The 13,839-nt window shown below is 39.2% G+C and carries 10 protein-coding genes; 8 read left to right on the top strand and 2 right to left on the bottom strand.

Annotation, left to right across the window (positions count from 1 at the left end):
* Nucleotides 1-66 precede the first annotated feature (66 nt).
* The 8 genes from BM000_RS15745 (at nt 67) to BM000_RS15710 (ending at nt 9,187) form a co-directional block, all read left to right on the top strand.
* Nucleotides 67-786: a GntR family transcriptional regulator gene (locus BM000_RS15745; protein WP_091500188.1), complete on the top strand. Its 720-nt coding sequence runs from the start codon at nt 67-69 to the stop codon at nt 784-786.
* A gap of 392 nt (nt 787-1,178) precedes the next feature.
* Entirely contained in the window at nt 1,179-2,765 is a 1,587-nt protein-coding gene (locus tag BM000_RS15740; protein ID WP_091500186.1) for a PTS transporter subunit EIIC, read from the top strand.
* 72 nt (nt 2,766-2,837) lie between these two features.
* Nucleotides 2,838-4,217, top strand: a complete 1,380-nt coding sequence (locus tag BM000_RS15735; protein ID WP_091500185.1) for a sulfatase family protein — start codon at nt 2,838-2,840, stop codon at nt 4,215-4,217.
* Nucleotides 4,218-4,258: 41 nt separating this feature from the next.
* On the top strand, nt 4,259-4,993 hold the full coding sequence (locus BM000_RS15730) for an N-acetylmannosamine-6-phosphate 2-epimerase (RefSeq protein ID WP_218144108.1): 735 nt from the start codon (nt 4,259-4,261) through the stop codon (nt 4,991-4,993).
* 22 nt (nt 4,994-5,015) lie between these two features.
* The gene (locus BM000_RS15725; protein WP_091500182.1) at nt 5,016-5,810 is read left to right on the top strand and encodes a sulfite exporter TauE/SafE family protein; all 795 of its coding nucleotides are present in this window, start codon (nt 5,016-5,018) and stop codon (nt 5,808-5,810) included.
* A gap of 234 nt (nt 5,811-6,044) precedes the next feature.
* The gene (locus tag BM000_RS15720; RefSeq protein WP_245751706.1) at nt 6,045-7,289 is read left to right on the top strand and encodes an anaerobic sulfatase maturase; all 1,245 of its coding nucleotides are present in this window, start codon (nt 6,045-6,047) and stop codon (nt 7,287-7,289) included.
* 77 nt (nt 7,290-7,366) lie between these two features.
* The gene (locus tag BM000_RS15715; RefSeq protein WP_091500180.1) at nt 7,367-8,302 is read left to right on the top strand and encodes a formylglycine-generating enzyme family protein; all 936 of its coding nucleotides are present in this window, start codon (nt 7,367-7,369) and stop codon (nt 8,300-8,302) included.
* A 174-nt stretch (nt 8,303-8,476) separates the two neighbouring features.
* The gene (locus BM000_RS15710; RefSeq protein ID WP_091500179.1) at nt 8,477-9,187 is read left to right on the top strand and encodes a GntR family transcriptional regulator; all 711 of its coding nucleotides are present in this window, start codon (nt 8,477-8,479) and stop codon (nt 9,185-9,187) included.
* A gap of 46 nt (nt 9,188-9,233) precedes the next feature.
* Here the strand turns inward: BM000_RS15710 and BM000_RS15705 are convergent, their stop codons facing one another.
* Both BM000_RS15705 and BM000_RS15700 read right to left on the bottom strand, forming a co-directional pair.
* Nucleotides 9,234-10,535, bottom strand: a complete 1,302-nt coding sequence (locus BM000_RS15705) for a PTS sugar transporter subunit IIC (RefSeq protein WP_091500177.1) — start codon at nt 10,533-10,535, stop codon at nt 9,234-9,236.
* A gap of 147 nt (nt 10,536-10,682) precedes the next feature.
* Entirely contained in the window at nt 10,683-13,832 is a 3,150-nt protein-coding gene (locus tag BM000_RS15700; RefSeq protein ID WP_091500176.1) for a hypothetical protein, read from the bottom strand.
* Nucleotides 13,833-13,839 lie beyond the last annotated feature (7 nt).

Genomic DNA, 13,839 nt, shown 5'->3' with positions numbered 1-13,839 from the left:
TGAATGTAATTTTAGCAAAATTTGATATAATAATAGGTAAGTACGTTTTACCGGGGAGAGATTTAGATGGGAAATTCGAAAAGAACACCAAAGTACAAGTTAATTGAAAATTATATATTACAAAAAATCAAGGGTGGCGAGTATCAAAAAGGAAATGCGATAGAAACTGAACAGGTTTTAATTGATAAATTCAATGTCAGTCGGGTAACGGTACGACAGGCAACAAATAATCTCGTTGCCAAAGGCTTTCTATCACGTAGCCAAGGTAGTGGAACCTATGTAACCAATCAGAATGTAATGGAAAGATCAACAAATGTAAAGAGCTTTACTCAGGAGATGCTTGAATCAGGTAAAACAGCATCAACAGAAATTATTGAATTTAAAGTGATACCGGCAAGTGAGGAAATAGCTAATAAATTACTCATCAAACAGGATGATCCCATTTACTTTATTAAACGCTTACGGAAAGCCGATGCTATTCCCATGATGCTCGAGACAAACTATATGGATGTAAAGCGATACCCTAATCTTTCTTACGAAAGCATTGGCGGCTCAAAGTATGAATATGTTGAAGAAGCTACAAACGAGTCAATTGATCACTCACACCACATTGTACTGCCCATCATGCCATCTGAAGAAATAGTTCGCTATTTTAATTGTGACCATACAACCCCTTTACTCAAAGTTCTAAATTCAACCTATTTATCAAATGGTGATTTATTAGACTTTACTGAATTAATCCTTAACACTGATGAATATCAATATCAGTCAGTAAGAGGGAAATAGCCAGCTAGGCAAATTTAGCAATAACGCTAAAAACCAGAGGATTTAAGCCTCTGGTTTTTTTAATACAAAAAGAATGTTACCCGCTTAAAAATTTTTAATAATTGAGTTGTTACGCTAGTAGCTAAGCAGTAAACAACACTTCGCCAAAATGTTAATACCTATTTTTATAAAATAACCTTCATATTCAACAATCCTCCTATAACACACCATTATTACCAGTTTTTTAACGCAAATTTATTAATACATTTTATAAAACGTATTTACATTTAATTAAAATGTCTGTATTATTAAAATTGAAAACGATAACATTTTCGCGAAAACTAGCTACCGTTTTTCAATAGTATAATTTGGAATTTTATTTGAATAATAATAGTGAAAGGACGAGATTAAAAATGAAGGAAAAATTAGTTGAGTTCGGGCAGCGATTAGGTAAAGCCATCTTACTACCTGTCGCGATCTTGCCAGTAGCCGGGTTACTACTTGGTTTATCTGCCGCTTTATCAGGAGAGGCGGTAATTGCAACATACCCAATTTTAGATAACACCGTTTTACAAGCTATCTTAAGAATAATGAATGCGGCAGGTTCAGGTGTATTTAATGCACTTCCCCTTATTTTTGCGATCGGAATTGCTGTCGGATTAGCCCGTCGGGAAAAGGGTGCAGCAGGCCTAGCTAGTGTCGTTGGTTACTTTGTTTTAATTATTACAATTAATGCACTTCTAGATATTACGGGCCAGCTGGCGACTGGAGACATGGATCCACGATTAGTCGGACAAGGCGCTCAATTTGGGATTATGACATTGCAAATGGGTGTCTTCGGCGGGATATTAGCTGGGATAATTACCGGCATTGTCCATAATCGCTTTTATAACATTAAATTACCTGAGTTTCTAGCCTTTTTTGGCGGTTCACGATTTGTTCCGATTTTAAATACATTTATCTTTTTAATCGTTGGTTCAATAATGTTTATCGTTTGGCCTTTTATTGGAAATGCTATTGCAGCCTTTGGCGATTTTGCTACTGGCCTCGGTACATTTGGGGCTTTCCTATACGGACTAATGCTGAGAACTTTATATCTATTCGGTTTACACCATGTTTTTTACTTACCATTCTGGACTACAGCGGCAGGTGGAACACTTGAGGTCAGTGGTGAAGTTTATGAGGGCTTCCAAACGATCTTCTTGGCGCAATTATCGGACCCTAATACAACGCAATTCTTCGGTAATTTAGCATTATTTAATAGTGGCCGTTATTTCCATATGATGGCGGGTATGATCGGGATTGTATTCGCTATGTATAAAGCCATCCCTAAGGGACCGAAAAGAAAAGCGACATCTGGGTTCCTTATCTCAATAGGCTTAACAGCTTTTATTACCGGTGTTACGGAACCTATTTCATTCGCATTACTATTTGCATCACCAATCTTATTTATAGCAGAAGCCATTCTATTTGCGGGCAGCTTCGTATTAGCTAGTTTGTTTAATATTACAATTGGTTCTACTTTTTCAGCTGGGTTGGTTGAATTCTTGCTGTTTGGCGTTTTCCAAGGAAATGATAAAACGAACTACCTTTGGTTAATTCTCTTATCAATACCAGTTATGCTCGTCTACTATTTCATTTTTAAAACATTAATATTAAAATTAAATGCTAAAACACCAGGACGAGACGATGAAGAAGTGACTGATGACGAAAAAAATCTTAATACCAAGTATGAGACAGGGCAAGCGAGATACATTATTGAGGGCCTTGGTGGGTTTGATAACATTACCGATATCGATAACTGTGCAACCCGGCTACGCGTATCAGTTAAGAAACCAGACCAAATTGATGCAGACACCTTAAAGAAAACGGGGGCTATGAATACGATTATTCGCGGTAAAGCAATTCAAGTCATTTATGGACCCAAGGTCAATATTGTGAGAAATGATATTGATGAATATATCGATAGCAAGAACATTGAACATCTATCACAAAAATAGATACCAGAATGCTCTATTTGGTAAATCAAATAGGGCTTTCCTCAATCTTTTACTGCAAAGGGGTGCGATAAATTGAAAAAAAATATTATTTATATTCATACACATGATAGCGGTAAAGTCCTAAGTCCCTATGGTTATAATGTCCCAACCCAATCTTTACAGGATTTCACAAAAGAAGCCACTATCTTTCGAGAAGCCTACTGCGTTGGACCAACCTGTTCACCTAGTCGTTCGGGGCTACTAACAGGGATGTATCCGCATAGCAATGGCATGTATGGCTTATCTCAACGTGGTTTTAAGCTTCATGACTACAATCAGCATCTTGTTAACTTTTTGAAAAAGAATGATTACCATACTGCCTTAGCAGGTATTCAACATGAAGCTGGCAGTTATGTTGATCATGAGGAAGGGGCAAAAATCATTGGCTATGATCAAGATATTAGCGCCGACAACACCAGCATGCCTGAGGAAGAGCTTGTAAAGTGGGATTATGCCAATGCCTATAAGGTAAAAGAATGGTTGGAAGATTATAAGCAGGATAAACCATTCTTCCTATCATACGGCTTATTCTCAACACACCGCAAGTTTCCCGAACAAGGTCATAAGAACCAAGAGGACATTAATGCCAATTATGTAATGCCTCCCGATCCATTAGCTAAAGAACGCGCAATACGTGAAGATTATACTGGCTATTTAAAATCGGCCTCATGGTTTGATGAAAGCTTTAAAGTCGTTATTAAAGCCATTAAAGAAAATGGCTTTTTCGAAAATTCCATTATTATCTTTACAACTGACCACGGCATTGCATTCCCATTTAACAAATGTAATCTTTTTGATACCGGAATTGGTGTATCATTAATTATGCGTGTTCCAAATAGTAACATGAATGGCAAAGAGATTGATGGACTGATCTCACAGGTTGATGTCTTCCCCACTCTTTGTGATTTAATCAGTCTTGAAAAACCGAGTTATTTACAAGGGGAGTCCTTTGCTGAAATGTTTGAAGAAGAGGACAAAAGTGGTCGAGAGGTGATTTTTTCAGAGATTAATTACCACACCTCCTATGAACCAGCAAGAAGCGTTCGCACAAAACGTTATAAGTATATAAAATTTTACGATCGTGATTACCTTAAAATAAATCGAACCAACATTGATAATTCAATTAGTAAAGAATTTTATCAAAAGCATGATTTAGAAAATGTAGAGAAACCTGAAGAAGCATTATATGATCTGTATTATGACCCTGCCGAAACCAACAATTTGATTGATCATCCAGACTATCATGAACCTGTCGAAGCGCTAAGAGCAGAGTTGTTAAAGCACCAGACCGAGACTAATGATCCAATTCTCACCGGGCATTTTCACGTGCAAGAAGGCTGGAAAATAAACAAACGAGAAAATTATAATCCAAGTTCAAAAGATCCAAATGACTTTCTTAATAACGGGGAGTAATTAACACGTCAAGTATTAAACTGTATGAGAGGATGAGTGAATTGCAACTTTCAGATACTCAAAAAACACTAATTGCGCAATTAAAGGACGGGTTAATCGTCTCTTGTCAGGCAAAGAAGACAGACCCAATCTACCTCCCAGAAATTATCGAAAAAATGGCCGCCTCTGCTATCTGGGGTGGAGCAAATGGCTTAAGAATAGATACACCAATGAATATAACGGCTGTCAGAGTGCTGACTAAATTACCGATTATTGGACTTTGGAAACTCTATCATAAAGAATCGGATGTATTTATTACTCCTACCCTAGAAGCTGTTGCTGCCGTAATCAAAGCAGGTGCAGATGTTGTAGCCGTTGATGCCACGAATCGTCAAACAGCTGAAGGGGAAATGGCATATGACATTATAAAAAAAATTAAAAAGCATTACCCTGATACACTCATTCTTGCTGACATTAGAAATGAAACAGAAGCAGAGCGAGCACTAGATCTAGGTGCTCACATGGTCGCACCTACATTATATCGTTTTGACCCAGATGCTAAGTCAACAGAAGACCCTGATTTTAATATGCTAGCTCGGATTGTCAAAGTTGCTCAGGGAAAGGGCTTTGTGTTAATGGAGGGGAAAATCCACACACCCGAACAGGCACTTGAGAGCCTCTTTCACGGTGCCCATTCAGTTGTAGTCGGCAGCACAATTACGCGCCCTCACTTAACAACGCTAAGATTCACACGCAAAATGAGCCATTATGAGAATGACATTCCGTTGTATTACTAGCCAGATGTAGAGGAGGAATTAAATGGAGATCATCTATTTTTTAATTGGGTTTTTTGCCAGCATTGTGGGGGCTGCGGCTGGTATCGGTGGTGGCGTTATTATTAAGCCTGTTTTAGATTTTTGGGGGCAATTAAGCTTAGAATTAATTGGCTTTCTGTCAGCAGCTACTGTTTTTTCAATGGCAGCAGTATCCTTAGTAGGCACTAAAAAAAGAGCGATAAAGGTTGAGAAAGGACAAAGCTTTGTTATTGCATTTGGCTCAATTATTGGCGGTCTTATTGGTAAGGGCCTATTTGCTATTCTGGTGGAGTATCTATTGCCCACTAGAATAGTAGGACTCATTCAGTCAATTCTCCTAATCGGCATCCTAATTCTTATTGCATTATTTATAAAGTTCCGCTCGTCTGTTAAAACTTATCAAATAAAACACAAAGTCATTATTTTCTTAGTGGGTTTATCTCTAGGTATACTTTCTGCCTTCTTAGGAATAGGCGGCGGTCCGCTTAATGTTGCGATCCTTGGCTGGCTATTCTCTATGAACACTAAGCAAGCCGCATATAATTCGATCTTTATCATTTTCTTTTCTCAGCTGTCTGCTATCCTATTAATGCTAGTGACCGACGATATCTCCTTAACTAATTTAGGAATGCTACCAATCATGATTATTGGTGGTATACTCGGTGGGGTCTTGGGAACGAGACTATCTGAGCGACTGTCAAGCATTCAGATTGACTATATATTTAATTCGGTAATCACCATCATTATTATCATTAATTTTGTTAACATTATCCAATCTCTTCAGTTTCAATTGAGTTAGTTAAATAGAGGGTTTACTATTAATGATAAGCATCATCAATCTGTTCTACTCAAAGCGATTGGAGTATTGCCATGCACCATCACCCTTCTCATGGTGGTCCCGATAAGACCAAGGCATCTATTATTAATGCTATTTTTTTACGGGCTAGGTCCGGTGTTCACTAAATGTTGATGTCGAACACAAACCTAACCTTCTATCTATTCTAAAAAAGCCCTTTTACAGGAGGAAACAGAAGTGACCGTCCATTCATTAAACGAGCATATTCATGTATCAAGCGTCATGTGGAAGACTGTATCTGAGGCATGTAACCTTGCATGTGACTACTGCTACTATAGTACATGTGCAGGTAGAGCTGGTAAAGCAAAGCAAATTGACAAACGGACATTAGCGAAGTTTATTAAAGAGTACATGGAAATGTCACACGGTTTAGTTAACTTTGTCTGGCAAGGTGGTGAGCCGCTGCTGGCAGGAATTGATTTTTTCGAAACGGTTATCTACTATCAAAAAAAATATAGTACAAAATATAAAAGAGCTAAAAACTCTGTCCAAACAAATGGCATACTAATTAATCAACGCTGGGCTGATTTTTTTGCTGAGCATAATTTTTTTGTTGGTGTTAGCTTGGATGGTCCTAAAGAAATTAATGATCAAAGAAGAGTAACAAGATCAGGACAACCAAGCTTTAACCTTGTTATACGTGGATTAAATTATCTGCGAAGCGCAGGGGTTGAATTTAACATTCTGACGGTCATTCATGAGACCAATGTTCGGCACGGAAAAGCATTAATGGCTTTCTATTTGGAAGAAGGGTTTTCGCACGTGCAATTCATTCCTTGTATGGACTTCAAGGCTCAACACTTAGAACAACCAGGTGTATTTGCAATTACAGCAAAGGAATATGGTGAGTTTCTTTGTGAGGTATTTGACTACTGGTATAATGATGGTTACCCTACGCTATCTATCCGTTTCTTTGATAACCTACTTACCGCATACCTGAATTACACACCTGAACATTGCGTCCAGCAAGAGGCCTGCCCTCGAACAATTGTCTTTGAGCAAAATGGAAATGCCTATCCTTGTGATTTTTATATGGATGAGCACTACTTATTAGGTAATATCACAGAAAACAGTTTTAGAGAAATTGCTTCCCACGCGAATATGGAGAAATTTTTACTTGAAAAACCTTCTCTACCCGCTCAATGTCAAAACTGTGAATTCCTTACTTTATGCCACGGTGGGTGTCCGAGAAATAGACTTAGCTCTGACAATGAAGCTGGTGTCGAATACTTCTGTGAAAGTTATCAACAAATTTATCGCTATGCTGAGCAACGCATGCAAGCACTTGCTAATCGAATTAAACACGATAAGCTCCTTGCATTAATTCATGCTGGGTACCCTCTACCATTAAAAGCTGGACCCTGTACCTGTGGGAGTGGAAAAGCATTCACCTCATGTTGTGAGTCCTTACTAAGTTCCTAAGCAAATTAGTCACACAGGTTATGAAGCTAAAATTATACAAATTGGGAAAACTGAAATTAACAAAGGGGATAATAACGATGGATGATCCTATTAAAACATGTTGCCATGCCTCACGCCAAATAGGTAATGTAGACGCTACGGACATGGAAGAATCATTAATTACACAATCTAACAGCACAAAGTTCTCCGATAAATTAATACCTATTCAAGCAGGGAAATTTATAATGGGAACGAATGATTTAGATGGTTTCCCAGAGGACGGTGAGGGGCCACCTCATGAAGAAGTTGTTGATTCGTTCCTGATGGATTCATACACCGTAACAAACCAAGAATTTGCTAATTTTATCGAAGCAACAGGTTATCAAACAGATGCAGAAAAATATGGCTGGTCATTCGTATTTGATGCGCTTGTTCAAGACAAAAATTCACCTTCGACAAGAAAGTTACCCGGCTTAGCTTGGTGGTACGCAGTAATGAACGCATACTGGTATCAGCCTGAGGGAGAAGGTAGCTCCATCGAAAACAGATTAGATCACCCTGTTGTTCACGTATCCTGGAATGACGCACAAGCCTTTGCCCATTGGGCCAACAAAAGACTGCCATCAGAAAAGGAGTGGGAGTATGCCGCACGTGGTGGTTTAGCACAAAAAAGATACCCTTGGGGAGATGCGCTCACCCCTGGTGGCGAGCACTATTGTAATATTTGGCAAGGTGAGTTCCCTTATCACAATACAGAAGCAGATGGCTATCTTGCTACCGCACCAGCAAAATCGTTTCCTCCCAATGGCTATGGGCTTTACAACATGTCTGGAAACGTGTGGGAATGGTGTATAGATTCATTCACAATAAAGGGTAAACGCGATTTGCGCCGGAAAAACAGTCGGGTAACGCGCGGTGGCTCCTATTTATGTCATCACTCTTATTGCAATCGTTATCGTGTTGCCGCAAGAACGTCAAATACAATAGACAGTTCATCTAGTAATATAGGCTTTCGTTGTGTCAAAGACATTTAGTAAAAAAGCTACTTTAAGATTTTCACAACAATTTTCAAGTGAAACGATTTCCATGCCACTCGCCTTTTGCCCGACTTTAAAATGAAGTTATTCTGTTACTGCGTAATAACTTTAAAGGCTGGTTCATACATGGTATATTAGCTAATAAACCGATCAAAGAGCGAGGTCAATAAATTGAACAAAAAAGAGTTTATTATTCAAGACTTATTGAGCAAAATTTATCAGCACCATTATCCAGATAATAAGCTACCGACTCAACGTGAGCTTGCCCAGTCGTATCAAGTTTCACGGCATACCATTCAAGAAGCAATTAGCAAGCTAAGAGATATCGGCGTTATTAAGGTTGTCCAAGGTGCTGGTATTTACGTCCGCAAAAGCGCGAAGCAGAATCCACTAATTTACAACTCAATTACTGCAACACCTTATAAACACATTACTTCAAAACCAATCTATTTAAAACGCATTAAAGCAACCGATACCGACAAACGAACCTTTGAATTGGGGAATGATGAGGAGATATGGGAATTTCAGCGCATTCGAATTGTCAATTATCAAATTGTTCAAATTGAACATTCCAAGCTACCTTATAAGCTGTTTCCTGATTTGACACTGACAGATATTGCTGAATCGGTACAAGCTTATGTCCAGCGTCAAAAATACACCATTTCTCACTATATTACTTCATACGCACCGGTGTTAATTAATAAGGAACAAGCACAATTAATGGGCTGTAAAAAAGGGTTGCCCGCAATGAAAATTCAAAATCGATGCTTACTAAAAGATGGCGTATGCTTTGAGTATAGCGAGGTTACCGCACTTGATTATTCTTGCACTTACATCACCCCGTTTAATAAAGAAGTTCACGCCGAACGACGAAAGAACTAAACCGACTCTAGCACAGCTGCCGGAGTCGGTTTTTTTGCCCAGTAGATTAGGTTGCTGGCTGTTGTTTATTTGAGATGATAACGAATGGTAAATAGATCAGAACAGATACGGCAATACAAATGATTTGGGTAATGACTGCCCCTATACTGCCTGCAGTTGCTAAATATGCGCTTATAATCGGCGGTGTTGTCCAAGGTATCATAGCTACCGCTGGACCAGCAAACTCTGTTACCGTCGCTATATAACCAATTGTCCCTGTTACCAATGGCGTTAGAATAAATGGTATCGCTAAGATTGGATTAAGCATCACTGGCATGCCAAAGATAACCGGTTCATTAATGTTAAAAATACCTGGTCCAACCGATAGCTTTGTTATTTTCTTCATATCCTCTCGTCTAGAAACAATAAAAATAGCAATTAGCAGACCAATCGTAACACCTGATCCCCCAATACTCATATAGATATCCCAAAATGGCATCGTTATTATATTCGGAATTTCTTCCCCAGCAGCAAAAGCATTCATGTTAACGGTAATTGCCGCTAATAAAATTGGTTCACGTACTGGTCTAACCATTTGATTACCATGAATACCAATTACCCAAAATACTTGAGCAACAAGCATTAAAATAAGTACACCTGGTAAACCTTGCATCACTCGTTCCAGCGGACTTTGGACCAAGGTATAGATTGCCTCGTGTAGATGCAATCCTGTGATTTGAAGAAATAAAAAACCAAAGCTTGATATGATAACAACAGTCATGATCCCAGGAATTAGCGCTGAGAACGCCGTTGCAACGTTAGATGGTACACTATCTGGCATTTTCACCTTTAATCGATCAACTGTTACGAGCTTACAATAGATTTCGACAGATAGTATAGCAATGAACATCCCTAAAAATAGGCTCTGCGGATCGGTAAACTCACGTGCCAAGACATTGGCAACTTCCTGCATGCTCCCGTCTACTTCAAGCAAGAGCGTCGTCGGAATGACAGTAATATAGGAAACCAATGCTAATACACCTGGAAACAAGGTTGAACTCTGGCCATTTATTTTCGCTAATTCTAGACCAATAACAAATACAGCACCAATTGTTAAGAAATTAAGCGTTGCGTACTGAATGGCATCGGTTATTGGCTTCAAAGTAGCTAAAAAAGAAAATGCCCCAATTGAAGCTATGCCAGTCTCATCACTAAAGACCATATTTGATAATAAGACAGCGAATGCCCCCCCAATAAACATTGGCATTAACAGGACAAATGCCTTCTTTATTGACGCTATATGCTTTTGATTAGAAATAACGTCAGCAGCCACCCCTAGCTTATCCGATATCTTCTGACCTACTCCCATTATAAAAACTCCTTTCAATGTGATAACTATCCACTTATCTGAAGTTTATAATGTAAGCGCTTAAATTAACATTCAAGATATTTCCTACAGGTATAGGAAAAAAAAGAATGGTATAGCCAAAAATTGGATGTTCCATTCTTTTTATCATTAGTCTAAAGTTACATAAATAGCTTGTATCTGCCCAGAACGAATTGCAAAAGCTAAATCGCCAGTAATCTTGTCAGCTTCTATTACCCGCTCCTCACCATCATACAATGTGCAACGATAGCGAACTGGCTTTACACCTTCCGGACCATAACACTGCTTGCGTTTCCTATTCTCATACACAACCTTAATATGGCTGAATAGCGTAAACGATGTTAAGCCCTTATCATCAAACAACCAGTCAGGTAATTTAGGGTCAAGCTGAAACGTTAGCTGGTTTCGGTAGCTAAACAGTTCGGGACCTGCAAACATCTCAAGCCAAATCTGCAAGAATTCCACTGTAGAACCACTAAGGCGAGCAACATAGCCCTTTCCATGGATGGTGGGATCAGGATTTGCGCTACTCACAACAAACGAAACGTTCTCCAATGTACTTCTACCATAAACAGATGGGTCCATGAAGGGTACTAAGCCTGTTTGAAGTGCTTGATAAAATTCGTCATACAGACCGGCTTTTAATAACTCTAATATATATTTGTAGGACATATGCAAGAAGATGGATTCATTCTCCAACCAGCCTGGTGTAAAAAACTTCGCGCGTCCTAATTCGATTGGCTCATTGTGAATGGAGCCACTTGTTTTGTACATACCTAGTTTATGATCATAAAGCGCCGAGTCTGTAACCTGTTGGTGGAGGGCACGTGCTTCAGCCACAGATGTAGTTAACTTCATTTTTTTAACGACACCTTCTAAGAAGGGTGTAACTTCATGGGGGTCAACCTCTACAACTTGCCCACGTTCATTTACTGCTACGTCAAAATAAAAATATGTCGGCACTAGTCCTTGTGAAAAATCTTCGACTGCACCAACAGCGCGATCGACTGCTTCTTTAAAATATGTTAAGAAAGCGTGGGCTTCTTGAATACTACACGTAAACAACTCACCATTCACACCCAATTTAAGTTGCGCCCGGTAATGCTCACGTATTGATGTGGTCGTATTCCACAGATTTAAACTCAATCCCTCATCTGCTAAATACGCTAGTTTAGTAGCGAGTTCTTGAACAAAACACCCCGCTTCAATTGGTAACGATAGCTCAGCTTGTTGCTCACTATTTATCGTTAGCAACAGATCAAGCAGCCGCTTAAGCTCATAAAGCTCTGATACACCGGCACCAAACATGCCTGGCAAGCCGTTTAATGCGTCATTCCAGCCTGGCTTTCCTGCCTCCATTTCAATACCTAGACCATACGGCGCAAGGGTAGCCGTTTTGTTAGCAGCTAGTAAAACAAGCTTGGAGAAAAGATTAGTTGTCACAAGCTGATCAGGGGCACCTTTGACACATACCCATTGATGATGTTGTTCGGTTTCTGCTTCCTCAACCGCATGATACTGCCTAAGCCTCTCACCACGCTTAGTGTATTTAACTGACTTTGGATTAACATATGCAGGGCTATTAAAGAATCGATAGCCCTCAGTAAAAAATAGCTTTGTAACCCGATCAGGATAGATCGCTAAATAGCTATCTAGTAAATCAAGATTATAGGTCCAGTGATCAATCCAAAAGCCTTCACCATGAACCGCTTCAAGTGCTTCATCACTTACTAGTAGAAGCGCCGTTAATAATTGCTCAATGTTAATATCTACTAATTTATGCGCATTAATAAATGCCTTGACCTCTCCAGGTGTATAACCCGTTGTAACCAGCTGAGTAAATTCAGCGCTCAATTCAGCAGGAATAACTTGTTTAATAAGAGTAATTTGATTACTAGGCAAGGTATAACGTACTGATTTTAATGCCAATGGGTTATAGCCATCTAACTGAATAAGATTAACAAATTGCTTAATGTTAGTGTCTTCGATTCTTGGCTCAAAGCGAACATCTAAGCGACGATTTTGGTTCATATCTCGGTAATTCCCATTCCCTTGCGAATAAAAGGTTGGACTAATCGAAAAGAAATTGTAATCACGCTCCAAATCCCCATGTTTACGGGAATACATGTAAAAAACCTTGCTTACCTGATCATTAGTGAATACCTTTGGAAAACCGCCACGCAAGCCATTGTCCAAATAGTTTTGTTTGACATAAGCATCGAATTTAGCCAAAGCTGTTTTTGTAGCAACCCGATCGGTTAACGTTTTAGCCAATTGCTGAGCCGCCTGTCGTAATTGATTAATCTTCTGCCCGGCAAAAACTTCATCAAGCAACTGACATGCTTTAACCCGGCTATCAGCCTGACCAATGATCGAAACAAGCTTAATTTCCTCATCACGATTAAGACAATAGCTTACAGGTGTAAACGCACAAGCAACCTTATTTGTTGATACCTGCGAAAAGGCTTGGATGATATCAATTGAATTTTCTTGAAAAAACTGTGCTTCGTTTAAGGTTAAATCCTTACCAAACACACATTGACGATCAAACACTGGTGCAATCCTATTATTACCCTGCTTAGTGTAAAGCATCGAAGCAAAAAAGTTCCCCTGCTCGGATTGGCTCACCTCTGCTTGATCTGCGGTGCTACCACGCATGAAATAATAATTAATCTGCTCATCAAGCTGTTCAACATCGAACCAGCTCTTTAATGTGTTTCCAATTTCCTTGTAGCCACCTATTGCAACATTTGCCGGAAATAGCGTGGCAGCTCCATCCAACAATTCTAGCTTAACTTGATCATCGCCAATATTCTTTATTAGAATCTCTCGAACCAGACCCGGAAGCTCCTGCCCTGGCAATGTATAGTAGAGCACCTCAATTCGTAGCTGCTTAATCTTGTTAACATGTGTTAGCGTTAACGTATTTTGATCAATAATCATTTGGTCCTCTATTGCTGGATCAGATTCACGAAAGGGCTCGTAGCTAAAGAGCTGACCATTTCGATCCCCTTTAATAAAGGTGCGAAATCCTTCTAATGGTGTCATCTGGTGGGCTTTATCAGCAGGATAGAACTCTGTCATCATATTATTTTTATCCTCTACACCAAAGCTAGCAATCGCTTGCCCTCTATTAACATAAAATACCCACATTGGTATCCCGTCCTCGCCTGCAATACCAGGAAGAAAGCTAGCGAAGGGGCTGCTTGTTTGATAATTTTTGATTTGAAAGCGCTGATCGTCAAGTAAAGTATACATAGGCTCACCCTTCTTTTTCATTACAGTC

This window comes from Amphibacillus marinus, from assembly GCF_900110345.1.
Taxonomy (GTDB): domain Bacteria; phylum Bacillota; class Bacilli; order Bacillales; family Amphibacillaceae; genus Amphibacillus_D; species Amphibacillus_D marinus.
This window is presented reverse-complemented; position numbering and strand designations above follow the sequence as displayed.

Bases quoted from the DNA above. Each gene is read 5' to 3' on its own strand.
- BM000_RS15745 (WP_091500188.1), top strand. From the start codon at position 67: ATGGGAAATTCGAAAAGAACACCAAAGTACAAGTTAATTGAAAATTAT.
- BM000_RS15740 (WP_091500186.1), top strand. From the start codon at position 1,179: ATGAAGGAAAAATTAGTTGAGTTCGGGCAGCGATTAGGTAAAGCCATC.
- BM000_RS15725 (WP_091500182.1), top strand. From the start codon at position 5,016: ATGGAGATCATCTATTTTTTAATTGGGTTTTTTGCCAGCATTGTGGGG.
- BM000_RS15715 (WP_091500180.1), top strand. From the start codon at position 7,367: ATGGATGATCCTATTAAAACATGTTGCCATGCCTCACGCCAAATAGGT.
- BM000_RS15705 (WP_091500177.1), bottom strand. From the start codon at position 10,535: ATGGGAGTAGGTCAGAAGATATCGGATAAGCTAGGGGTGGCTGCTGAC.
- BM000_RS15700 (WP_091500176.1), bottom strand. From the start codon at position 13,832: ATGAAAAAGAAGGGTGAGCCTATGTATACTTTACTTGACGATCAGCGC.